Source organism: Streptomyces sp. NPDC045678 (genome assembly GCF_056432085.1).
Map to the genome: position 1 here is coordinate 72383 of NZ_JBWKJS010000001.1, position 23938 is coordinate 96320.

Consider the following 23938-nt stretch of genomic DNA (forward strand, 5'->3'; position numbering starts at 1 on the left):
AGGGGTGCGGTCGGTCGGATCGGTCAGTGGCTCGGTCGGGTGGCTGTCTGTCCGGGCCGCAGGACGTCACCGCAACGGTCACGCCCGCTCTCGTACGCCGCGGGAACGGCACGGCCTGCCCACGCGCGCAGCGGCCCGAGACGCTCGGGGTGCCGCACCGCGTCGGCCCGCACCCAGTCGCCGCCGCCGTCGGCCGCGCGGTACAGCGGCAGATAGCCCTCCGCCGTCAGCCGGGGAGCCGTCATGCCGGCCTTGCGCGCCCAGACGCCGACGGCGTGGACGAAGGTGGGCCGCAACTCCCGGAAGGCGTACGTCCGCAGCCCCTCGGTGTCGCCCGCGGCCAGCGCGTCCGCGATCCGAGGCTCGGTGAGGCCCGCGAGGTCGTACACCGTCAGGTCGCTGGTGAGCAGCGTGCCGCCGAGGCTGGGCAGCAGGAGGGAGCCGTCCTCGACGCCGAGCCGGTCCGCGTACGTGTTGAAGACGACGCCGTCGCGGTTGACGACGAGACACATCGGCAGCGTCGGCGCGGCACGGAACGCGGCCGCGCTCTCGCGCTGTGCGGACCACGACAGGAGCAGCGTCGTGCTCAGCGCCACCGCGACGGCGGCGCGGGGGCGCGGCCCGCCGCGCTCGGCGAGACCCACGGCGGCCGCGGCGAGCGCCAGCGCGCCCAGCGGCCACACGGGGGTCGCGAACCGGTGCATCCCCATCCAGTCCGGTTCCAGGACGCCGTACGCGCACAGCGTCAGGGCCAGCGGCAGGACGACCGCCGCGAGCGCCGTGCGCGGCATGCCGCGCCGGGTCAGCGCGATGCCGACGAGCGCGGCGGCCACGAGCACCGCCGGCCAGCCCGCGAAGGTGAGGAGGTCGCCGGTGGTGTGCGTGAACAGCTCGGCGTCGGGCAGCTCCTGGGCCTTGGCGACCGCCGTGTTGGGGACGAGGCGTCCGAAGACGGCGAGGCGCCAGGCGAGGAACAGCGCGTAGGGCACGGCGAAGGCGCAGGTGGCGAGCGCCGCGGCCCGCACCCTCACCCGCAGGCGTGGCCACGGCTGCGCTCGCCGCGTCGTCAGCAGGAGCAGCAGCGGGTACACGCCCGCGAGCACCGCGCCGTCCGGCCTGGTCAGCGCGGCCATCAGGGCGAGCAGACCGGAGGCCACGGCGGGTCCGCCGCCCGGCAGGTTCCCCGCGGCGACCGCTCGTACGAGCACGGCCGCGAGGACCGTGGCGACACAGGCGTACAGCGGATTCTCCAGGCCGGAGAACACCCAGGCCACGAAGGAGACGTTGGCGCCGAGCAGCACTCCGGCGAGGGCCGTGACCAGCCAGGAACGGGCCACGAGGCGCCGGGCCGCGCAGGCGACGGCGGCCAGGATCCCGAGGGTGCAGAGCAGGCCGAGCGCCTTGGGGTAGAGGACCAGGTCCGGGACGCCGAACAGGGCCCGGTGGTCGAAGAGGCCGAGGCGGCGGCCCACGACGAGGAGCGCGAGCCAGGCGGGGTTGGAGTAGCCCTCGACGGGTGCGGCGCCCGCCTGTTGGACCGGCCCGAGCCCTTCGTCGACGCTGCGCGCGTACGCGAAGGTGATCGCCGCGTCGTCGACCACCCACCGGCCGAACCGCGACCCGTGCAGGGCGACGAGGGCGCCGCCTCCGACGACGGCCGCCGCGTCGGCCCACCAGGGGGAGGCGGCTCTCTTCGGGTCGCCGGCGTCGGTGCCGGTGCCGGTACCGGCACCTCGTGCCGTCTGCCCCGGGATCCCCACGGCAGGAGTCGTCGTACCGCTCATCGCGTGCTGTTCGAAAGGCTGGAGGCGGCGTCACGGAGGCGGCCCGGGTCCTGCTGGGGGATGGCGGGCGGCGGATACTCCCGGCCGAGCATGACGTGGGACACCACGCGGGCGGCCGCGTTGCCGTCGTCGTACTCGCAGAACCGCGCGCGGAACGCGTCGCGCAGGGCCGCGGACCGCTCGTCGCGCCACGTGCCGGAGGCGAACAGCTCCGCCAGCCGCGACGTGCTCGTGGTGACGTGTCCGGGGGGTGACGCGAGGAGGTCGAAGTAGGTGCCGCGGGTGACCTGGAAGACCTCCCAGTCGTCCGCGTGGACGACGATCGGGCGGTCCAGGCACGCGTAGTCGAACATCAGGGCCGAGTAGTCCGTCACCAGCGCGTCGGAGGCGAGCATCAGGTCCTCGACGGACGGCTCGTCGGTGACGTCGCGGAGCACGCCGCGCCGCTCCAGGTCGCGCAGTTGGAGGCCGCGGACGGCGGCGCGCGCGTACTGCGGGTGCAGCCGCACCAGGAGGGTGACCCCCGGGCCCGCCTCGCGGACCAGCCGCTCGAAGTCGAGGCGCGGCTCGTACCCCTTGCGGTGGTCGCGGGGCGTCGGCGCGTACAGGACCACGGTGCCGCCGTCGGGGATCCCGAGGCGCCGGCGCACCGCCACACCGCGCAGCGGGTCGCCCTTGACGAGGACGTCGTTGCGGGGCGCGCCGGTCGGCAGCGAGGTGAAGCGGCAGGGGTAGGCGCTCGCCCAGGCGCGTTCCGCGTGGCGGCCCGACACCAGGCTGTAGTCCCAGCGGTCCGCGCGCCACAGCTGGCCGCGGAGGTTCAGGCGGTGCGTCGCCGCGGGACGGCCGAGGAGGTCGACGCCCATGTGCTTGAGCGGGGTGCCCCGGTGGGTGTGCACATGGATCTGGCCCTCGCGCTTCACCAGGCCCGGCGCCCAGTTGACGTTGCTGACGAAGTACGTCGCCCGGCTCATCACCCGGTGGTAGGCCGGGGTGTCGGGCAGGACGAAGTCGACGCCCCGCGGCATCCGGTCGAGCACGTCGGGGTGCACCACCCACACCGCCCTGACGTGCGGCGCGACGAGCCCGGCCGCCTGGTGGACGGCGGCCGGGTCGCCGAGCAGGCCGCGGTGCGAGAACGCCGAGTACACGGCGAGGTCCGGGTCCAGCGGATGGGTGCGCTGCACGCGGGTGAGGGTCCTCTTCGCCCTCCTCGCGGCCTCCTTGCGCAGCCGCTGCTTCTTCTCCCGCGCGGCCGTGACGACCGACTGCGCCGCCGCCGCGGCCCGGAACACGGCGTACGGGCTGCCCGCCGCGAGCCGCCACTGCAGGCGGTAGGCGTCGTCGGGCGGGGTGAACCCGGCCGGCCTGTGGCGCCGGTGGAAGGCGACGATCATGCGGTAGAAGTCGCCGCGGTCCTCGGCGGGAACGCGCTCGGTGTTCGGCAGCGTCGACAGGAAGTGGTTGATCGTCCGCTCGAAGAGCAGCGGCCGGGCTGCGTCGAGTTCCGGGTGCGCGTCGAGGAACGCGAACAGCGCCTCGTACTGCGGAAAGATGTCGAAGTGCCTGCGCCCCGGGGTGCGGGTGATGGCGCCCTGCCTGCGCTGCCGGTACTCCACGCACACCCGGTCCAGACAGCCGACGCGGCGCGCGGAGACCAGGGCCTGGTACGTGACGGGGGCGTCCTCGTAGAGCCCTTTGCGGTACGTGAATCCGTGCCCGGTGAAGAAGTCGCGCCGGTACGCCTTGTTCCAGGCGACGAGGAACAGGTGCAGGTACCGCGGGCTGTCCAGGACGTCGAACGTGTCCGTGCCCGCGGAGGCGAGCAGGTCCGCCGTCATGCTCCGGCCGCCAGGACCCCACCAGTGCGTGCGGACGTGGTCGAAGACCAGCACGTCGGGGTCGGCGGTGACGCGGAGCCGCTCGTCGATCGCCGCGAGCGCGCCCGGCGTGTAGCTGTCGTCGCTGTCGAGGAACAGGAGGTAGTCGCCGGTGGCGTACGTGACCCCGGCGTTGCGCGCCCCGCCGAGACCGGCGTTCTCGGCCAGGTGGACCGCGCGGACCCGCGGGTCGGCCGCCGCGTACTCGTCGACGATGGCGCCGCAGTGGTCGGGCGAGCAGTCGTCGACCGCGATGACCTCGATGTCGGTGAACGACTGCGTCAGGACCGAATCGAGGCACGCGCGCAGGAAGCCCTGCACCTTGAAGACGGGGACGATGATGCTGAAACGAGGCACGGGATCTTCCTCCGGTCGGGACGGATGGGAGCTGCGGCCGGTGCTGGGGCCCGCGTTACGGCCTGCGCTGCGGCACGCGGGGCGCCGCCGGTGCCGGGACGCGGTCGCGCAGCGGAACGACCGGCGGCAGCTGCTCCACGGGCTCCCCGAGCAGCACCCGCCGCACTACCCGCTCGGCGGCGAGCCCGTCGTCCAGGTCGCAGAACCGCTCGCGGAACGCCGCCCGCAGCGCCCCCGCCCGCGGGCCGTCCCACGCGCCGGAGCGGAACGCCGCCGCCAGCTCGTCGGGGGTGCGGGCCACCACGCCCGGCGGCTCGGCGAGGAGGTCGAAGTACACGCCGCGCGTCTCGCGGTAGACGTCCCAGTCGTCGGCGTAGACCACGATCGGGCGGTCCAGATTGGCGTAGTCGAACATGATCGACGAGTAGTCCGTGACCAGGGCGTCCGAGGCCAGGCACACCTCCTCGGGGGAGCGGTGCTCCGTGACGTCGATCAGCTTCCCTGAGCGCACCACCTCCTCGAGTCCCGCCGACCCCTCGTACAGGTGGTGGGCGCGCAGCAGCACCACGAACTCCTCGCCGAGCGCGTCGCAGAACGCGGGCAGGTCGAGCTGGGCGGCGAAGTCCGTGCGGTAGTCGCGGTGGGTCGGCGCGTACAGCACGGCGATGCGGCCCTCGGGCACCCCGAGCCGCTCGCGGAGCGCGCTCACGTCGTCGGCGGAGGCGCGGTAGAAGGCGTCGTTGCGGGGATACCCGACGTCGAGGCTTTCGTACGCACCCGGGTACGCGCGCTCCCACACCTCCGTCGAGTGCCGGTTGGAGGACACGTTGAAGTCCCAGCGGTCCACGCGCCGCAACAGTTTGGCCAAGGGGCCCGCGGCCGCGGCTGTGGCGGGGAAGTCCGCCTGGTCCACGCCCATCCGCTTCAGCGGGGTGCCGTGCTGGGTCTGCACGTGCACCGTGCCGGGACGCTTCTTGACGGCCATCTCGAAGTTGACGTTGTTGAAGGTGTACTTGGCCCTCGCCATGACCTCCCAGTAGCGGCGGCTGCCGATCTCCACGCCCTCGACGCCCTCCGGGAGGCCCGCGGCCGCCCGCGCGTCGGAGACCAGGAACACCGTCCTGATGTGCGGGGCGAGCTCCCGCGCCCTGGCGTGGATCGCCGCCGGGTTGCAGGAGTAGCCGCGCCCCCAGTACGCGGAGAACACGGCGAGGCCTTCGTCGACGGGCTGCCGCAGGAAGGCGGCGTACGTGCCGCGGCCGGGCAGCCCGCGCTCCGCCCTCCCCCACACCTTCCGCAGCAGCGTGAGCGCCCCCGCCACCCGGGACTTGAGCCCGCGCAGCGCACAGAACGCGCCGTACGCCCCCGCCCCGAGCAGCCGGTGCTGCACCCCGAGGCTCCCCGCGGGCGGCCGGAACCCGGCCGGCCTGTGCAGCCGGTACAGCCGCGAGGCCTGCCGGAAGAAGCGCCGCCGCAGCCGCGCCGAGGGCAGCCGCGCGGGCGTGGACGCCGCCTTGAGCAGCTCGTGCGAGAACCTGCGGAAGACCCGCGCGACGACGGGCGCGGGCACGTCGAGCGCGACGGCGTCGGCCATCGCGTGCCCGAACCGGTCGAGCAGCTCCATGTGGTGGAGGCCGGGGGCGCGGTGCCGCGCACCCTGGCGGCGCAGCAGATGACGTACGCACACCCGGTCGAGCACGGCGATCCGCCCCGCTCGCAGGACGGTCTGCAGGCCCCACACCACGTCCGTGAACATGCCGGGCGTGAAGACGAGACCGTGCTCGGCCACGAAGGCGCGCCGGTGCGCGACGGAGAACGCGGGGACCAGCGGGTCGGGCAGCGCCGCGTGCTCCGCCACGGTGAACGTGCCCCCGGGAGCGCCCGCCCACAGCCGTTCGAGGACCGGGCCCTCACCGCCCTCGAACCAGTGCACGCGCTCGTGGTCGAAGAACAGCAGGTCCGGGTCGTCGCACGCGGCGAGCCGGGCGGCGAGCGCCGCGAGCGTGCCCGGGGTGAGGGTGTCGTCGCCGTCGAGGAAGAGCAGGTAGTCGCCGGCCGCCGCGTCCGCCCCCGCGTTCCGCGCCCCCGGCAGACCCGCGTCGGGCGGGGACTGGGTGCGCCGCACCCGTGGATCGCGCGCCGCGTGCTCGGCCGCGATCGCCGGACTCGGCCCCGCCCCCTCGTCGAGGGAGTCGACGACCGCGATCACCTCGAAGTCGGCGAAGGACTGGCCGAGCACGGAGGCGAGGCAGCCGGTGAGCCGCCCCGCCACGTCATGGGTGGGGACGATGATGCTGAAGCGCGGCAAGACGGCCTCTCTCGGTGGGGGTCCACAGGACTCGCATGACACGGCTCACAGGTGCGGGGACCGCTGGAGCCCCGAGAACGGCACCCGGTCCGGCCGCGGAGCACCCCCCGGCACCGGATGCCGGTCCGCCAGGGGCACCACGGACGGCAGCCCGCCCTGCTCGCCGAGCACCACGTGCCGCACCACGCGCTCCGCGGCGCGCCCGTCGTCGTACGCGCAGAACCGTTCGCGGAACGCCCGCCGCAGCTGCGCCGAGCGCGAGCCCGCCCAGTGGCCGGTGGCGAAGATGTCGGTCAGCTCGTCCTCGCTGCGCGCGACGGCGCCCGGCGGGAACGCCCGCACGTCGAAGTAGGTGCCGCGGGCCGCCTCGTAGGCCTCCCAGTCGTCGGCGTGCAGCACGATGGGCCGGTCGAGGTTGGCGTAGTCGAACATCAGGGACGAGTAGTCGGTGACCAGTGCGTCGGAGGCGAGGCAGAGCGACTCGACGCTCGGGTGGTCCGACACGTCGATGAGCCGCCCGGACGGCTGCTCGCCGCCGCGGGCGAGCGGCGCGTCGTAGAAGTGGTGCGCGCGGGTCAGGACCACGAACCGCGGGCCCAGCGCGCGCAGCATCTGCTCCAGGTCGAGGGCGCTCAGCTGGCTGCGGCGGTAGTCGCGGTGGGTCGGCGCGTACAGGACGGCGATCGCGCCGTGCGGGATGCCGAGGCACTCCCGCAGCCGGGCCACCTCGGCGGAAGTCGCCTTCTGGAAGCGGTCGTTGCGGGGATAGCCGTATTCGAGCGTCGTGTACCCGGCGGGGAACACCCGCTCCCACACGAGCGTCGAGTGCCGGTTCGACGACAGCACGTAGTCCCACTTGTCGACGTTCCGCAGCAGGGCGGCGAAGTCCGTGCCGCGCGCGGCCGCGGGGCGCTCCTGGAGGTCGAGGCCCATGTGCTTGAGGGGCGTGCCGTGCTGGGTCTGGACGAGGACCTGGGAGGGCCGCTTGACCAGTCTGCGGTCGAAGTTGACGTTGTTGACGAGGTACTTGGAGCGGGCGAGCGCCGTCCAGTACGCGGCCGACCCGGGCCGCAGCCTGCGCGTCGCCGACGGGATCGTGTGGTGGTGCCGGGGATGGGCGATCCACGCGGTGCTGATGCCCGGCACGAGCTCGCGCATCGCGGCTTCCAGGGCGCCCGGATTGCAGCCGTAGCCGCGTCCCCAGTACGAGGAGAAGACGGCGTGGCGGTCGCGCACGGGCAGCCGCAGCTGGACGCGGTAGTGCACCTGGAGCAGGGCGCCCTTCGTGCGGCGGACCGCGTACGAAGCGGACCGCCGGGCGCGGGACCGCAGCCGCAGCGCCGCCCACAGACTCCGGTACGTGCGGTGCGAGCCGAGCCGCACCAGGCCGTGCCGCAGCCGGGTGCGGGTGGGCACGGGGGCGCCCGGGGCGCGGTGGCGCCGGTAGTGGGAGCGGGCCCTGCGCAGGAACGTGGCCCGGGAGCCGCGCGGCAGCCTGCCCCGCTTGGTGAAGATCGTCGACAGGTGGTCGACCATGCGCCGGAACATTACGGGCCGCCACGCAGCGGACAGCTCGGGGTGCTCGTCGAGGAACGCGAAGACCCGGTCGTACTGGTCGAAGATGTCGAAGTGCTTGAGGCTCGTGGTGCCCAGGATGTTGCCCTGGCGGCGCTGGCGGTAGTGCACGCAGACCCGGTCGAGGGTGGCGAGGGTGCCCGCCGTCATCAGGAGCGGGTACGTCCAGGGCGTGTCCTCGTAGTAGCCGGGCGGGAAGGTGAAGCCCTCGCGCTCGATGAAGTCACGGCGGTGCGCCTTGTTCCAGGCGACCATGAGGACCTTGAGGAGGCCCGGCCGGTCGGCGAGCCGGAAGGGGGCGGCGCCCTCCTCGGTGAGGTGGGCGGCGAACTGGTTGCGGACGGCCTCGCCGGACCAGAAGGTGCGCGCGTAGTCGTAGATCAGGACGTCCGGCTCGCCGGTCTCCTTGATCCGGTCGGAGATCGCGTGCAGGGAGCCGGGGGTCAGGGTGTCGTCGCTGTCCAGGAAGATCAGGTAGTCGCCGGTGGCGTGCTCCATGCCGGCGTTGCGTGCCCTGCCGAGACCGACGTTCTCCTCGAGGTGGACGGCCCTCACGCGCGCGTCCCGGGCGGCGAACTCGTCGATGATCGCGCCGCACGCGTCCGGCGAGCAGTCGTCGACCGCGATCAGCTCCAGGTCGCTGAAGGACTGGGCGAGCACGGACTCCAGGCACTCGTGCAAGAACGCCTGCACCCGGTAGGCGGGGACGATGACACTGAACCGGGGCAAGGCACATCCATGGGTCGGCGCGGTCATACTGCCCTAAAACGCCTCAAGAGGTGATCGCGTTACACCGGCTGTGGCATCCGGGGGATGGACGCGAGGGGGCGGCCCGGTCAACCCGCCCGAGCCGCCCCGTCTGCTATCGCGTGCCGTGCTGACCTCGCGTGTCGCGCTGAACGTGCGTGTCGCGCCGCTACTTCACCGCGCCCGCCATCACCCCGGACACGAACTGCCGCTGGAACGCGAAGAAGACCGCCAGCGGGATCACCATCGAGATGAACGCGCCGGGTGCCAGGATCTGCACGTTGTCGCCGAAGAACCGCACCTGCTGCTGGAGCGCGACCGTGATCGGCGGCTTCTTGGAGTCGGCGAAGATCAGCGCGATCAGCATGTCGTTCCAGACCCACAGGAACTGGAAGATGCCGAGCGAGGCGATCGCGGGCGCCCCGAGCGGCATCACGACGCGCAGGAACAGCCGCAGCTCACCCGCGCCGTCGAGCCGCGCCGCCTCCAGGAGTTCGCGGGGGATCTCCGCGAAGAAGTTCCGCAGAAGGAAGATCGCGAACGGCAGGCCGAACGCCACATGGAAGGTGATCACGCCGATCGTGGTCTCGAAGATGCCGATCTTGCCGAACAGGTCGGCGATCGGCACGAGCGCCACCTGCACCGGGACGACCAGCAGCGCGACCACGCCGATGAACCACCAGTCGCGGCCCGGGAACTCCATCCACGCGAAGGCGTATCCGGCGAGCGAGCCGATGACCACCACGAGCAGCGTCGCGGGGACGGTGATCATGATGCTCGACAGGATCGAGTCGGTGATCGTCTCGTCCTTGAGGAGCGTCGTGTAGTTGTCGAAGGTCAGCTGCGAGGGTGCGCTGAACGCCTTCCACCAGCCGTTCTCGCTCATGTCCTCCGGCGTGCGGAACGAGCCGATGAGCAGGCCGATCGTCGGCACCAGCCAGAACAGCCCCACAAGGACCAGGAACACCCGCAGCGCGGTGCTGCCGAGCAGGGCCGCGATGCGCCCCCCGAGCGACTGCCTGGCCTTCACGATCTCGGTCTGAGCGGTCACCGTCGCGCCTCCCGCCTCATCCGCCGAATGTTGAACAGCATCACGGGGATCACGAGGAGGAAGAGCAGCATCGCGATGGCGCTGGCCACTCCGGAGTCCTTGTCCAGGAACGCCGAGTTGTACAGCTGGACCGCGAGCACGTTCGCCTCGTCCTTCGAGGAGCCCGGCGGGATCACGAAGACCAGGTCGAAGATCTTCAGTACGTTGATCATGAGCGTGACCAGGACCACCGCGAGGATCGGGGCGAGCAGCGGCACCGTCACCCTGCGGAACACCTGCCACTCGTTGGCGCCGTCCACCCGCGCCGCCTCCAGGAGCTCACGCGGCACGCTCGCCAGGCCCGCCGCGATCAGCACCATCGCGAACCCCGCCCACATCCACAGGTAGGACCCGATGATCGAGGGCGTGATCAGCGTGGGGCCCAGCCAGTCGACGCCGTTGTACGCCTCGCGGAAGTTGGACGCCGGATACCGCAGCTGTGCCCCGTCGGCCTCCTTCGGCAGCGCGAACGTGCCGTCGGCCGCCGCCTCGGTGGACGCCACCACCTCACCGTTCCTGACCGCCTCGATCTTGATGCCGGGGTAGCCGAACTCCGTGCTGTCGGGGGCGTTCGCCTTCCCGCGGCCCTTGCCGCGCGTGAAGTCCTGCCAGGCCGTGCCGGTGACCTGCCGCGGATCGGCCTGCGCGGGCCGCGCCGCCTTCGCGCCGTCCGGCATCTCCTCGGGCGGTACGCCGGTCAGCGGCAGCACCACGGGCGTGCCCGCCTTCACCGGTTCCTTGGTGATGAAGGCGCCGCCGCCCGCGTTCTTCAGCGGCGACGCGGTGCTCGGATGCGCCTGGGGGAACGCCGACGCCTCGGAGAACGTGTCGTGCACGCTCACCATCACGGCGTTGGCGACACCGCGGTCGGGGTCCGACTCGTACACGAGCCGGAAGATGATGCCCGCGGCCAGCATCGAGATCGCCATCGGCATGAAGATGACGAGCTTGAACGCCGTGCCCCAGCGCACCCGTTCGGTCAGGACCGCGAAGATCAGACCGAGGATCGTGGCGACCGTGGGCGCCACGACCACCCAGATCGCGTTGTTCTTGATGGCCGTGCGGATGCTGTCGTCCGTGAAGAGCGTCTTGTAGTTGCCGAACGCGGTGAAGTCGCCCGAGTCGTCGAAGAAGCTGCGGAAGAACGAGTACCCGATCGGGTACAGGACGAGCGCGCCGAGCAGCACCAGGGCGGGCAGCAGGAAGAGCACCGCCATGGCCTTGCGCGTGCCGGTCACGCTCTTGCGCGGGGTCGGAACCGGGGGCGGAGCCATCTCCGGCGCACCCCCGGCGTTCGCGGACGCCACCGCGTCAGTCCTTGTACGCCTTGGCCGCGGCGGTCTCCAGCGCCTTCTGCGTGCCCGCGACGTCCTTCGGGTTCTGCAGGAAGTCCTGCAGCGCCTTCCACTCGCCCTTGCCCGGCGTACCGCCGAAGGACTGCGGGGCCTGGTCGGACATGTCGAAGCGGATGTCGTCGCCCGCCGCGATCAGGTTCTTCGCGATGTTGCGCTGCACGTCGTTCGGGTACGCCGCCATGTCCAGGTTCTTGTTCGGCGAGATGAAGCCGCCCGCCTCGGCCCAGATCTTCGCCGCGTCCGGCGAGCCGAGGAACGTGAGGAGCGCCTGCGCGCCCTTGCTGTCCTTCAGCGCGACGGCGGCGTCACCGCCGACCACGGCCGGGGACTCGTCGCCGACCGCCGGGAAGGCGAACACCTTCGCGTCCGTCCCCACCTCGGCCTTCGTCTCCGAGATCGACAGCGAGACCATGTCGCCCTCGAAGACCATGCCCGCCTTGGGCTGGTCGCCGCCGGTGAAGGTCTGCTTCACGGAGACCGGGAACTCGGTCTGCAGCGCGCCCTTCGCGCCGCCCGCGACGAACCCCTTCTTGCCGAACATCTCGCCGAGCGTGGTCAGCGCCTCCTTGACGGACGGATCCGTCCACTTGATCTTGTGCTGGGCGAGTTGGTCGTACTTCTCCGGACCCGCCTGCGAGAGGTAGATGTTCTCGAACCAGTCGGTGAGGGTCCACGCGTCGGCGCCCGCGACCGATACCGGCGGCACCCCGGAGTCGTACACCGTCTGCGCGGTCTTCATGAAGTCGTCCCAGGTCTTGGGGACCTTGACGCCGGCGTTCTCGAAGACCGCGGTGTTGTACCAGACCAGCGACTTGTTGGCGGCCTTGAAGTAGACGCCGTACTGCTTGCCGTCGACCGCGCCGAGCTCCTGCCACCCCTTCGAGTAGTTCTTGTCGAGCTGCTTCTGCGCCTCGGCGCCGACCGGCTTGGCCCACTTGTTCGCCACGGCCTGCTCGATCGCGCCGACCTGCGGCAGCATCGCGACGTCCGGCGGCTGGCCGCCCGCCACCTTCGACTCCAGGAAGCTGATGATCGGGTCCTGGGCGGGTACGAAGGACACCTCCGCGCCCGTCCTCTTCTCGAACTCGTCGAGGACCTTCAGGAACACCTTGCGCTCCGCACCGCCCCAGACGGCGGCCACGGACACGTTCTCCCCGTCCAGCTCGGGCAGTCGCAGCGACGATCCGGTGTCGTCGTCCGTCCCCTTGTTCCCCTTCTCCCCGTCGTCGCTGTCGTCGCCGCCGCACGCGGCGACGGTGAACGCGAGCGCGCCCGCGACGACGGCCGAGGCGATTCTGGCGGTGGTACGCCGATGTAGCGGTGCCCTGCGTGTACGAAGAGTGCTGCGCATCACTGCCCCGTTCTCTTCCTGGCGAGTCCCGTGCGGTCTGGTCTACGCCCGCGCGGGGAGGGGCGGCAAGATGGCCTGCGCTGTCAACTCGCTGATCGTGATGGCGTTGTGACGTGGCGTCATGGGGTTTGGGGTGAGCTGCACGGACTGTCAGGTTCGGGGACGGGCGTGATGTCAGAGCAGGGACGGCACCTGGTCCGCGGAGACCGAGCGGGCCGCCCGCTCCAGCGCGCTGGCCAGCAGGGCCAGGTCGGTCGGTCCGTTGCCGAGCTCCCGCACCGGCCGCCGGGCCGGCGGATCGCCCATCCGTTCCCACTCCAGAGGCACCACCGTGGGCCGCAGCGTCGCCGTACGCGGAATGCGTCCCGTGACCCGGCCCGCCTGGAAGGCGGTGGCCCGGCCGTCCGGAGAGCGGAGCTCGCCCCGCCCGGGCGCGGGCTCCTCGGGACCGGACGAGACCGCGTCGAGGACCACACGGAGCGACGCGCGCTGCCCGAGCTCGGTCTCCAGGACCCGCTCACTGCGCCCGGTGGTCGCCACGAGATGCACGCCGAGGCGCTCACCGTCCCGCGCGACCGCCTCGAGTGCGCGGACGACGGAACCGGCCGCGGGCCGCCCGGGGGACCCGAGCGCGGGCGAGAGGAGCGCGTCGAAGTCGTCGACGAGGACGACGAGGCGGGGCAGCGGCGGCCCCGGATCCACCCGCTGCCGCGCCGAGGCGGGCCGCAGCCGCATCGTGGCGCTGGACGGCGGATCGAGGTCCCCGTCGAGCCCCTGCACGGGCACGGAGGCCGCGGACGGCACCGGGGAGGCGGCAGAGGAGACGGAAGACGAGGCCCCGGATGGGGAGGTCGTGGGGCGGGCGGCAGCGGGGGTGGCTTCGGAGCGTGAGGGGGTCGCGGGGGTGGCTCCCGCCGAGGGGGCGGCTCCCGGGCGGGCGGAGGTCGCGGAGGCGGCGTCGGAACGTGCGGAGGCCGAGGGGGCGGCTCCTGCCGAGGGGGCTCCTGGGCGTGTGGAGGTCGCGGAGGCGGCATCGGGACGCGCGGAGGTCGCGGGGGTGGCTCCTGGGCGTGCGGGGGCCGAGGGGGCGGCTCCTGCCGAGGGGGCTCCTGGGCGTGCGGAGGTTGCGGAAGCGGCTTCGGAGCGTGAGGGGTTCGCGGGGGTGGCTCCCGGGCGTGCGGAGGCCGCGGGGGTGGCTCCTGGGCGTGCGGAGGCCGCGGGGGTGGCTCCTGGGCGTGCGGGGGCCGAGGGGGCGGCTCCCGCCGAGGGCCCGGCTCCCGGGCGTGCGGAGGTTGCGGAAGCGGCTTCGGAGCGTGAGGGGTTCGCGGGGGTGGCTCCCGGGCGTGCGGAGGTCGCGGGGGTGGCTCCTGGGCGTGCGGGGGCCGAGGGGGCGGCTCCCGCCGAGGGCCCGGCTCCCGGGCGTGTGGAGGTCGCGGAGGCGGCGTCGGAACGCGTGGAGGTCGCGGCGGGGGCGGTGAAGGCCGCGGCGGCTCCGGGCGCGGACGACTGCGAGCGCTGCGTCACCATCCGCCCCGACACCTCCCGCTGCGTGTGCCACTCGGCGAACCCGAGCCTGCCGAGCAGCTCGGCCCGCCGCTTCAGCTCCGCGGCCAGGGACTGCGCGAACGCCCGCATCCGCACCGGGTCGTTGGCGACGAGGTGCGTGGTGACGTGCGGCAGGTCCGTACAGACACCGAGGCCCGTCCCCTGCCGTCCGGCGGCACCGCCCGTGCCGACACCGTCTCGCCCGTCGACGAGCACGATGCCCAGCCGGTCGGGACGCTCGGCGGCCGCCAGGGACGCGGCGACGGAACGCAGCAGTTCCGTACGGCCGCTGCCCGCCGGGCCCTCCGCGAGCAGGTGCGGGCCCTCGGCGCCGAGATCGGCGACGACCGGGCCGCGCGGACCCGCGCCGAGCACGGCGGCGGCGCGCCCGCCGAGAGCCTCGGGGTCGTCGGCCGCCGCCGCCCACCGCGCCATCAGCGAGGCGGGCGTGGCCCTGGCGAGCCCGAGCTCGTCGAGGAGCCGGGCCGACTGGGGCAGCGGCGCGGACACGCGCACGTGGCCCTCACCGGCCGTGCCGTCCGTGCGCAGGGGCGCGAGGGCCCGCGCGAACCGCTCGGCCCAGGCCGCCGACACGGCGTCCACGGCGGCGACGGTGCCGTGGCCCGCGGGCCGCCCGCCCGCCGTGCGCATCAGCCGCAGCGCGGTCGCCACGTCACCGCTGAGCAGCGCGGCCGCACCGCACGCGCGGAAGGCGGGCGCCACCGAGCAGGCCGCCTCGTACGTGTCGAGGACCGGGGAGGCGGGCGACGCGGCGACCGTCTCGGCCAGGCACACCACGTGGATCCCGGCCTGCGCGCCCTCACCGGCGAGCCGGGCGGTGGACTCGCGCAGGGTCGCGGACCCGGGGTCGCCGTCGACGACGACGACCGTGCGGGCACCGGTCGGGGCCGCTCCCGCGCGTGCCGTGCCGCTGTCGGCGACGTGGTCGTCCAGGCGCCGGATCAGCTCGTCCGTGCGGGCCGCCGCCTGGTCGCGGTCGTAGGCGAGGAGGAGGCGGCAGTCCTGGCCGTGCGCGGGCCGCAGATGGGGGAGCCAGCCGAGCCACGCCCACTCGGCGGTGCGCTCGGCCGTCGGGCGCGCCCGGTCCGTGCTGATCAGCACGATCTCCAGGGAGTCGGGGGAGTGCAGCGCGGCGAGCTGCGCGACGACCGCCCTGGCCAGGCCGGTGAGCCGGTCCCGGGGCCCGGCGAGGCCCAGCGAGCCGGCCTCGCGCAGCCCGACCGTGACGGGGACGGCGGGCAGCAGCCCTTCGCGTCCGTCGGCGGCGGGCAGGGCGCGGTCGACCGTGCCGAGCCGCACCGCGAGCGCCTCGGGGTGGCCGGGGCCGCGCTCCCAGAGACGGGGGCCGGGGCCGAGCGCGGTGAGGAGCAGGGCGGCGGGATCGGGCCACGCCTCGGGGGTGCGGGCGGCCGCGGTTATGGCGAGGTCCTCCGGGGAGGGGCCCAGCGGTCCCGGCCCGCGGTCGCCCGCGTGCCCACCGTCCGCGTACGTCTCGTAGGGCCCGTCGTGCCCTTCGCGCCCTCCGTACTCCCCGTACTCCCCGTACTCCCCGTGCTCCTCGAACTCGTCGGGGCCGTCCGGGCCGTCGTACGGATCGTGGCCCTGGGCGCCGTCCCGGCCGCCCGTCAGCCGCCGCGCCCAGGCCGACAACCCGCCGCGCTTGCGCAGGCTGCGGGGAACGGTCGTCCCGCGCGGGGGGGTTCCGGTACGGGTCCGCTCGGTGTCGGGGGCGGTGCCCTGGTGCGGCACGACGGGAGTCTCGGCGCCGGTGCCGCCGGACGTGCCGTGCCCGACCGGCGCGGGCTGGGTTCCGTACGCCCCGTACGGGCTCTGCGTGCCGTGGGCATTCGCCGCGCCGTACGCCCCCTGGGGGCTCCGGGCGCCGTACGCGGACGGGGCACGGCCGGCGTCGTACGCACCCTCGCCGCCCCAGCCCGACGGGCCGTGGGCGTGGGGGCCCTGGTGGGCGGCGGAGCCGTGGGGTGCCGCCTCCATGAGGGTGGGCGGGGCCGTCCCGGCGGGCCGCACGCGCACGTGGCCCTCGCCGTCCGGCGCCGTCGCGAGCGCCGCGCCCGCGCCGGACCCGGGGCCGCCCACGCCGTCCGTCAGCCGGAGCGCGGACTCGCCGATGCGGAGCAGGGAGCCGGGGGAGAGCCGCACCGGGCGGTCGGTGACCTCCTTGCCGTCCACCGTCGTGCCGTTCGTCGAGCCCAGGTCCGTGACCGTGACCCGGCCGTCCGGGGTGAGCGTGACCGAGCAGTGCGTGCGGGAGACGTCCGGGTCGTCCAGCGGGACGTCCGCGGCCGCGGAGCGGCCGATCTGGATCCGGCCGCCGTGCAGGAGATGGACCCCGCCCGCGTCCGGACCCGCCACCACGTGCAACTGGGCGGCCGCACCCGCGAGTTCGGGCCCCGGCTCGGCGGGGGCGCCGAGGGAGAGCACGGCTCCGTCGATCAAGGGGGGCTCGCCGAGGGTGCAGCGCTGGGCGTCGAGGCGGTCCGGGCCCGCGTACAGCACGAGGGGGGCGTCGCTGCCCGCCACGGTCGTGGCCAGACCGGAGGCCACCGCGGCCAGCGCGGTCCCCGCGGGCGCGGTGACCAGGACGTCACAGGCACCCTGGGGCCCGGTCGCCGCCGTGGGGCGGTCTTGCTGCTCGGTCCGGCCGCTGCGCGGCCCGAGGACGGTCAGCCGGATCTGCATCGCCGTCAGCGGTCCCTTCTGCGCTGGGCGCCCGGCACGGGGACACGCGCTGTGATTCCCCCCACCGCACACGGGCACGTCGGCCAGTACTGGAGGCATCCTCGCACCTGTCACTGACAACACGCCCGGCGGCCACCTGTAAGTGATCTTGATTGGTCGGCTCTGCTCGGAAAAGTGCCTGCTTGGACCGTTGCGGTATCTCCAGGCGTTGTTGAGCGAAGATCGATCCGGCGGCCGGCCCGCAGGTCGATTCGGAACCACTCGGCGAGACCGATTCGGAACAGTCGACGAGGCCGATTCGGAACCACTCGGCAACCAATGGCCACGGGCGAGCGTCTTTCCACCGAACAACGATCCGGAATGCCCCGGAAAGAAAAAGGCCGGGCGGAATCGGACCGGCCAGTGCCATGTTCGACGGCATTACAGTGGGTCGGAACACCATCGGACAGCCCCCCGGACACGATCAGCGTCCGGTTCGGGACCAGCCAGACCAGCAGGGAGCGCATGACGTGCGGCCGGTAGGCAGCAAGTACCTGCTCGAGGAGCCGCTCGGGCGCGGCGCCACGGGCACCGTCTGGCGAGCCCGCCAGCGGGAGACCGCGGGCGCCGAGGCGGCCGTCCCGGGCCAGCCCGGCGAGACCGTCGCGATCAAGGTCCTCAAGGAAGAGCTCGCCAACGACGCGGACGTCGTGATGCGCTTCCTCAGAGAGCGGTCCGTCCTGCTCAGGCTGACGCACGAGAACATCGTCCGCACGCGCGACCTGGTCGTCGAGGGCGACCTGCTCGCCCTGGTCATGGACCTCGTCGACGGCCCGGACCTGCACCGCTACCTGCGCGAGAACGGCCCGTTCACGCCCGTCGCGGCGGCCCTGCTCACCGCCCAGATCGCCGACGCGCTCGCCGCGAGCCACGCCGACGGCGTCGTGCACCGCGACCTGAAGCCCGCGAACGTCCTCCTCAAGCAGGACAGCCAGGGCATGCACCCGATGCTCACCGACTTCGGCATCGCGCGCCTCGCGGACTCCCCGGGCCTGACCCGTACGCACGAGTTCGTCGGCACGCCCGCGTACGTCGCGCCGGAGTCCGCCGAGGGCCGCCCCCAGACCAGCGCCGTCGACATCTACGGCGCGGGCATCCTCCTGTACGAGCTCGTCACCGGGCGCCCGCCGTTCTCCGGCGGCTCCGCCCTCGAAGTCCTCCACCAGCACCTCAGCGCCGAGCCGCGCCGCCCCTCGACCGTCCCCGACCCGCTGTGGACGGTCATCGAGCGCTGCCTCGACAAGGACCCGGACCGCCGCCCGAGCGCCGAGAACCTCGCCCGCGGCCTGCGCGCCGTCGCCGAGGGCGTCGGCGTCCACTCCACCCCGGCGCAGATCGCCGCCGCGGAGGGCGTCGGCGCGCTGCTCATGCCGGACCCGTCGCCGGCCCACGTCCCGGAGACCCCGGGTGCGGCCGACCCGACGCAGGTGCTGCCGAACAACGCGGGATCGTACGACCCGAACGCCGCGACCAGCGTCATGCGGAGCACCGGCGGCCACGGATCCGGCTCGGGCGACGCCGACCCGACCTCCGTCCTGCCGAACAACCGCGGCGGCAACGCCGACCCCACCGCCGTCATGCCGCCGGTCCCGCCGAACGGCCCCGGCGCGGACCCGAACGACCCGCACCCCTGGCAGAGCCAGATGGCCGCGGCCCGCGACCGCAACGAGCAGACGCAGTACCAGGCGCACCTGGACCCCGAGCAGGACCCGCTGCGCCGCCGCCCCCAGCGTCAGGTCGCCCGCCCCCAGCAGCAACAGCCGCACCCGCAGCAGTACGCGCCGCAGCAGTACGCGCCGCAGCAGCCGCGCGGCCAGCGGCAGCAGCGCCAGCAGTACGCGCCCGCGCCCCAGCAGCAGTACCAGCCCCAGCCGCAGCAGTACGCCGCGCCGCCGCAGGCCGCGCCGCCCCAGCAGCCCGCACCGCGCCCCACCCGGGAGCCCCGCGAGCCGCGTCAGCCGAGGCAGCGCAGCGCCAACCCGATGAAGATCCCGGGTCTCGGCTGCCTCAAGGGCTGCCTCTTCACGATCGTCATCCTCTTCGTGGCGAGCTGGCTGGTCTGGGAGTTCAGCCCGCTCCAGGACTGGATCGGGACGACGAAGGGGTACTGGGAGCAGATGCGGGACTGGTACGACACGGTCAGCGGCTGGATGGGCAAGATCGGCGGCAACTAGCCGGATCCGCTGCCGAGGTTGGGGATTTGTCGACATCTGCAGAGTGATTTCTGCTCCCGGAGTGAAGGTTGGCGGCAAGGCCGCGTAGTTTTGTCGCCAACACGCATCCGTAGGAGCAGTCTTGACGCGCAAGATCGGCAGCCGGTACACCGCCCACCAGATCCTGGGCCGTGGCAGTGCCGGCACGGTGTGGCTCGGTGAGGGACCCGAAGGCCCCGTCGCCATCAAGCTGCTGCGCGAGGACCTGGCCTCCGACCAGGAACTCGTCGGCCGCTTCGTCCAGGAGCGCACGGCGCTGCTCAGCCTCGACCACGCGCGCGTGGTGGGCGTCCACGACCTGGTGGTCGACGGGAACGACCTGGCCCTGGTCATGGACCTCGTCCGCGGTACCGACCTGCGCACCCGGCTCGACCGCGAGCGCCGCATGGCGCCCGAGGCCGCCGTCGCCATCGTCGCGGACGTCGCCGACGGCCTCGCCGCCGCGCACGCCGCGGGCATCGTGCACCGCGACGTCAAGCCCGAGAACGTCCTCCTGGACATGCAGGGCCCTCTCGGCCCCGGCGGCTCCCACCCCGCCCTCCTCACCGACTTCGGCGTCGCCAAGCTGATCGACTCCCCGCGCCGCACCCGCGCGACGAAGATCATCGGCACGCCCGACTACCTCGCCCCCGAGATCATCGAGGGCCTCCCACCGCGCGCGGCCGTCGACATCTACGCGCTCGCCACGGTCCTGTACGAACTCCTCGCCGGCTTCACCCCGTTCGGTGGCGGGCACCCCGGGGCGGTCCTGCGGCGGCACGTCACCGAGACGGTCGTCCCGCTGCCCGGTATCCCCGAAGAGCTCTGGCAGCTCCTCGTCCAGTGCCTGGCCAAGGCGCCCGCGTCCCGGCTGCGCGCCTCCGAGCTGGCCTCGCGCCTGCGGGAGCTGCTGCCGCTGGTCGCGGGGATGCCGCCGCTGGACGTCGACGAACCCGACACGGAGGCCTCGCCGGCCGAGGAGGCGTACGAGGACGCGGCCCCGCCCGCGCCCCGCGAGACCGCCCCCCGACGGGGCGCCGTCCCCCTCGTCCCGGGCTCCGCCTCCGCCGACTCCAACCGCGACACGCACACGTCCATGCGCGTCCCCGGCCCCGACGAGCTGGCCGGCGGTGCCCGCGGCACGGCCCGCGCCCCCCGCGCCTCGGGCGCCGCCCGCCCCGGCTCCGCCAAGCACCGCACGTCCGCGCGGCGGCGGCGGATCACGCTGGGGGTGGCGGGAGCGGTACTGGTCGCGGCGGCGGGCATCGGCACGTGGGCCGCGACGAGCGGCGACGACGCGGACACGCCCCCCTCGGAGCCGAGCGACTCAGCGCCCCGGACCCCCTGACTCCGCCGCGGCCGCCTGCGGGCGGTGGGGACCACCCGCGCAGTTCCCCGCGCCCCTGGGTGGTCCACGTCCCCGGCCCCGGAGGCGCCCCGTAAGGGGCGCGGGGAACTGCGCGATCGGCCCATGGCGGCCCGCACGTGGGTACAGACAGGGAGGCCCCGCCCCGACCGCCCGCCCCGCAGGACCCGCCCCCGCTGCCGTACCCGTTACGCTGGAGTCGTGGCAGTCGTCGATGTATCCGAAGAGCTCAAGTCCCTCTCCTCGACCATGGAGTCGATCGAGGCCGTCCTGGACCTCGACAAGATGAGGGCCGATATCGCCGTGCTCGAGGAGCAGGCGGCCGCACCGTCCCTCTGGGACGACCCCGACGCGGCGCAGAAGATCACCAGCAAGCTGAGCCACCTCCAGGCGGAGGTCAGGAAGGCCGAAGCGCTCCGCGGTCGCATCGACGACCTCGGCGTGCTCTTCGAGATGGCCGAGGAGGAGGACGACCCGGACACCCGTGCCGAGGCGGAGTCCGAGCTCACGGCCGTCAAGAAGGCGCTGGACGAGATGGAGGTCAGGACCCTCCTCTCCGGGGAGTACGACGCGCGTGAGGCCGTCGTCACCATCCGCGCGGAGGCCGGCGGCGTCGACGCCTCCGACTTCGCGGAGAAGCTGCAGCGCATGTACCTGCGCTGGGCCGAGCGCCACGGCTACAAGACGGAGCTGTACGAGACGTCGTACGCGGAAGAGGCCGGCATCAAGTCGACCACCTTCGCCGTGAACGTCCCGTACGCCTACGGGACGCTCTCCGTCGAGCAGGGCACCCACCGCCTCGTGCGCATCTCGCCCTTCGACAACCAGGGCCGCCGCCAGACCTCCTTCGCCGGCGTCGAGATCCTCCCCGTGGTCGAGCAGACCGACCACATCGAGATCGACGAGAGCGAGCTGCGCGTCGACGTGTACCGCTCCTCGGGCCCCGGCGGCCAGGGCGTCAACACGACCGACTCCGCGGTCCGCCTGACCCACCTGCCGACCGGCATCGTCGTCTCCTGTCAGAACGAGCGCTCGCAGATCCAGAACAAGGCGACCGCGATGAACGTCCTCCAGGCGAAGCTCCTCGAGCGTCGCCGCCAGGAGGAGCAGGCGAAGATGAACGCCCTCAAGGGCGACGGCGGCAACTCCTGGGGCAACCAGATGCGTTCGTACGTCCTGCACCCGTACCAGATGGTGAAGGACCTGCGGACGGAGTTCGAGGTCGGCAACCCGGAGTCCGTTTTCAACGGCGAGATCGACGGTTTCCTGGAAGCCGGAATTCGCTGGCGCAAGCAGCAGGAGAAGTAAAAACCGCCCTGAGCGGCTTTATCGACAAGGCAACTGCTGCCCATTGGGCGGCAGTTGCCTCTTGCGTCACAGTCCCATCTCCGTATGGCGGTCAACTCCCCCAATTTCGGACATCGCGCGCGCAACGACCTTGACGCTGCTGTGAAAAGTGGAAAGGCTAGCGCGCGGCATGCGTATTTCCGGGGCGCGTGGGATCTGTGGGGGCTGATCGAATCGCCTCCCGGAGGACGCAGCCCCGGACGCTGCCTCACTGACGATTCAGCTACTGGGGGTAGCAGCCAGATGACAAAGAAGACGCGGATCCGTGTCGCGCGGATAGCCGCAGGCGCAGTGATCGCCGCGGGTGCCTCGCTGACCGCCGCGGGTGCCGCCTCGGCCCTCGACGTAGGCGTCGACCTCGGCGGTGTGAGCGCGGGCGCGCACGCGGACGAGAGCGGCGTCGGCGTGGACGTGGACGTTCCGGGCGCGGGCGAGGAGACCCCTCCGGACGACGACCCGACGATCCCCGGCCCCGAGGACCCGGAGGAGCCCACCGAGGAGCCCACCGAGCCCACCGAGGAGCCCACGGAGCCGACCGAGGACCCGGAGCCCACCGAGGACCCGACCGACCCCTCCGACCCGCCCACCTCGGACCCGACCGACCCGGGTGACGAGAACGGCAACGGCGGCGGCAACGGCAACGGCGGCGGCAACGGCGGCGGGGGCGGCAACGACACCAACCCCGACGGCGGCTCCAACCCCGTCGAGCAGGGCAAGGGCAAGGACAGCCTGACCGACACCGGCTCCAAGCCGGTCGAGCAGGGCGGCAACAACGCCCAGCCGGCGGCCGACAAGGGCGAGCTGGCCGAGACCGGCGCCACCGAGACGACGTTCCTGCTGATCGGCGCCGCGACGATGATCGCCGGCGGCATCGGCTTCCGCTTCCTGCCGCGCCTCGTCGGCAACCGCGGCGCCGCTGCCTGACCCGGGCGGTCGGTGCGGCGGTGACGTACGCCACGCACGATACGTACGTCACGCACGACACGTACGCATGAAGAAGGGCCCGGAGCTTCGATGAAGCTCCGGGCCCTTCCACGTGGCGCCGGTGCCGCCGACGCCGTGACTCTCTGTATGCCGGGCCTTACCGTCCTTCGGTCCTACGCGGACTGGTGCGCCAACAGCGCGACCGCCGCGATCAGCACCACGAGCAGCGCTATCAATGCCGCGGGGTTGAGCCCCGCGAAGGGGCCCTCCTGCTGCATGCGCTCGCGATTGGCCCGGCACACGGGGCAGCGGCCTTCACTCACGGGCGCTGCGCAGTTCGCGCATACCAACCGATCCAGGGTCATGCGCTTCTCCTCCCGCACAGTCTCAGCCTGCCCAACGCTAGGGGGAACCCAATCGTTCCCCCTACCACTGTGCCAGCTTCCACGGATTTCGGCGCGGCCCGCCCCTTCGTGACGGTTTCCGACGCCGCCAGGCGTGACAATTTGCGCAACTCAGGACGCCGACTGCGCTCGCGTACCGGGTTCGCGTATGGTCACGCTCACCTACCCCCGGCAACCCGTGGTGCATCCGTGATCCGATTCGACAACGTCTCCAAGGCCTACCCGAAGCAGTCCCGCCCCGCGCTCAGGGATGTCTCCCTCGAGATCGAGAAGGGCGAGTTCGTCTTCCTGGTGGGATCCTCCGGCTCCGGAAAGTCCACTTTCCTGCGTCTCGTCCTGCGTGAGGAGCGCACCAGCCACGGCCAGGTGCACGTCCTCGGCAAGGACCTCGCGCGCCTGTCCAACTGGAAGGTGCCGCACATGCGCCGCCAGCTGGGCACCGTGTTCCAGGACTTCCGGCTCCTGCCCAACAAGACCGTCGGCGAGAACGTCGCCTTCGCGCAGGAGGTCATCGGCAAGTCCCGCGGTGAGATCCGCAAGTCCGTGCCCCAGGTCCTCGATCTCGTGGGACTCGGCGGCAAGGAGGACCGGATGCCGGGCGAGCTCTCCGGTGGTGAGCAGCAACGCGTCGCGATCGCGCGCGCGTTCGTCAACCGCCCGAAGCTCCTCATCGCCGACGAGCCGACGGGCAACCTCGACCCGCAGACGTCCGTCGGCATCATGAAGTTGCTCGACCGGATCAACCGGACCGGCACCACCGTCGTGATGGCCACCCACGACCAGCAGATCGTGGACCAGATGCGCAAGCGGGTCATCGAGCTGGAGAAGGGCCGCCTCGTCCGCGACCAGTCGCGCGGCGTGTACGGCTACCAGCACTGACGGCTCAGCCCGCCCGAGCCGACGGCTCAGCCCGCCCGTTCCGTCTGATCCACCTGATCCACTGAAAGGCCGCC

The 23938-nt window shown here is 73.0% G+C and carries 14 protein-coding genes; 5 read left to right on the forward strand and 9 right to left on the reverse strand.

Going from position 1 to position 23938, the window contains the following annotated elements:
• Positions 1-23 precede the first annotated feature (23 nt).
• The 8 genes from AC07DO_RS00280 to AC07DO_RS00315 form a co-directional block, all read right to left on the reverse strand.
• Positions 24-1784 carry a hypothetical protein gene (locus AC07DO_RS00280; RefSeq protein ID WP_479055998.1) on the reverse strand — a complete coding sequence of 587 codons (1761 nt, stop codon included), beginning with the start codon at positions 1782-1784 and terminating at the stop codon, positions 24-26.
• On the reverse strand, positions 1781-4021 hold the full coding sequence (locus tag AC07DO_RS00285) for a bifunctional glycosyltransferase/CDP-glycerol:glycerophosphate glycerophosphotransferase (protein ID WP_479056000.1): 2241 nt from the start codon (positions 4019-4021) through the stop codon (positions 1781-1783). Before AC07DO_RS00285 ends, AC07DO_RS00280 begins: the two co-directional genes overlap by 4 nt.
• A 55-nt stretch (positions 4022-4076) precedes the next feature.
• Complete coding sequence (locus AC07DO_RS00290) at positions 4077-6329, reverse strand: bifunctional glycosyltransferase/CDP-glycerol:glycerophosphate glycerophosphotransferase (RefSeq protein WP_479056002.1); 2253 nt, start codon at positions 6327-6329, stop codon at positions 4077-4079.
• Between the two features lie 45 nt (positions 6330-6374).
• On the reverse strand, positions 6375-8633 hold the full coding sequence (locus AC07DO_RS00295) for a bifunctional glycosyltransferase/CDP-glycerol:glycerophosphate glycerophosphotransferase (protein WP_479056004.1): 2259 nt from the start codon (positions 8631-8633) through the stop codon (positions 6375-6377).
• A 187-nt stretch (positions 8634-8820) separates the two neighbouring features.
• The gene (locus tag AC07DO_RS00300; protein ID WP_479056005.1) at positions 8821-9702 is read right to left on the reverse strand and encodes a carbohydrate ABC transporter permease; all 882 of its coding nucleotides are present in this window, start codon (positions 9700-9702) and stop codon (positions 8821-8823) included.
• Complete coding sequence (locus AC07DO_RS00305; protein WP_479056006.1) at positions 9699-11048, reverse strand: carbohydrate ABC transporter permease; 1350 nt, start codon at positions 11046-11048, stop codon at positions 9699-9701. Before AC07DO_RS00305 ends, AC07DO_RS00300 begins: the two co-directional genes overlap by 4 nt.
• Positions 11049-11052: 4 nt before the next feature.
• Complete coding sequence (locus tag AC07DO_RS00310) at positions 11053-12447, reverse strand: ABC transporter substrate-binding protein (protein ID WP_479056008.1); 1395 nt, start codon at positions 12445-12447, stop codon at positions 11053-11055.
• A 174-nt stretch (positions 12448-12621) separates the two neighbouring features.
• Positions 12622-16713, reverse strand: coding sequence for an FHA domain-containing protein (locus AC07DO_RS00315; RefSeq protein WP_479056010.1), 4092 nt, complete (start codon positions 16711-16713; stop codon positions 12622-12624).
• Between the two features lie 509 nt (positions 16714-17222).
• Between AC07DO_RS00315 and AC07DO_RS00320 the strand changes: the two genes are divergently transcribed.
• The 4 genes from AC07DO_RS00320 (at position 17223) to AC07DO_RS00335 (ending at position 22581) form a co-directional block, all read left to right on the forward strand.
• Positions 17223-18926, forward strand: a complete 1704-nt coding sequence (locus AC07DO_RS00320; protein WP_479056012.1) for a serine/threonine-protein kinase — start codon at positions 17223-17225, stop codon at positions 18924-18926.
• Positions 18927-19047: 121 nt separating this feature from the next.
• The gene (locus tag AC07DO_RS00325; RefSeq protein WP_479056013.1) at positions 19048-20292 is read left to right on the forward strand and encodes a serine/threonine-protein kinase; all 1245 of its coding nucleotides are present in this window, start codon (positions 19048-19050) and stop codon (positions 20290-20292) included.
• Between the two features lie 219 nt (positions 20293-20511).
• The gene (prfB, locus tag AC07DO_RS00330) at positions 20512-21618 is read left to right on the forward strand and encodes a peptide chain release factor 2 (RefSeq protein ID WP_479056014.1); all 1107 of its coding nucleotides are present in this window, start codon (positions 20512-20514) and stop codon (positions 21616-21618) included.
• Positions 21619-21900: 282 nt separating this feature from the next.
• A complete protein-coding gene (locus AC07DO_RS00335; protein ID WP_479056016.1) occupies positions 21901-22581 on the forward strand; it encodes an LPXTG cell wall anchor domain-containing protein in 681 nt (226 codons plus the stop codon).
• A gap of 173 nt (positions 22582-22754) precedes the next feature.
• Here the strand turns inward: AC07DO_RS00335 and AC07DO_RS00340 are convergent, their stop codons facing one another.
• The gene (locus AC07DO_RS00340) at positions 22755-22946 is read right to left on the reverse strand and encodes a hypothetical protein (protein WP_150168511.1); all 192 of its coding nucleotides are present in this window, start codon (positions 22944-22946) and stop codon (positions 22755-22757) included.
• Positions 22947-23174: 228 nt separating this feature from the next.
• On the opposite strand from AC07DO_RS00340, the gene ftsE reads away from it, so the two are divergent.
• Positions 23175-23864: a cell division ATP-binding protein FtsE gene (gene ftsE, locus AC07DO_RS00345; protein ID WP_150168509.1), complete on the forward strand. Its 690-nt coding sequence runs from the start codon at positions 23175-23177 to the stop codon at positions 23862-23864.
• Positions 23865-23938 lie beyond the last annotated feature (74 nt).

Bases quoted from the DNA above. Each gene is read 5' to 3' on its own strand.
- AC07DO_RS00280 (WP_479055998.1), bottom strand. From the start codon at position 1,784: ATGAGCGGTACGACGACTCCTGCCGTGGGGATCCCGGGGCAGACGGCA.
- AC07DO_RS00310 (WP_479056008.1), bottom strand. From the start codon at position 12,447: ATGCGCAGCACTCTTCGTACACGCAGGGCACCGCTACATCGGCGTACC.
- AC07DO_RS00315 (WP_479056010.1), bottom strand. From the start codon at position 16,713: ATGCAGATCCGGCTGACCGTCCTCGGGCCGCGCAGCGGCCGGACCGAG.
- AC07DO_RS00335 (WP_479056016.1), top strand. From the start codon at position 21,901: ATGACAAAGAAGACGCGGATCCGTGTCGCGCGGATAGCCGCAGGCGCA.
- AC07DO_RS00340 (WP_150168511.1), bottom strand. From the start codon at position 22,946: ATGACCCTGGATCGGTTGGTATGCGCGAACTGCGCAGCGCCCGTGAGT.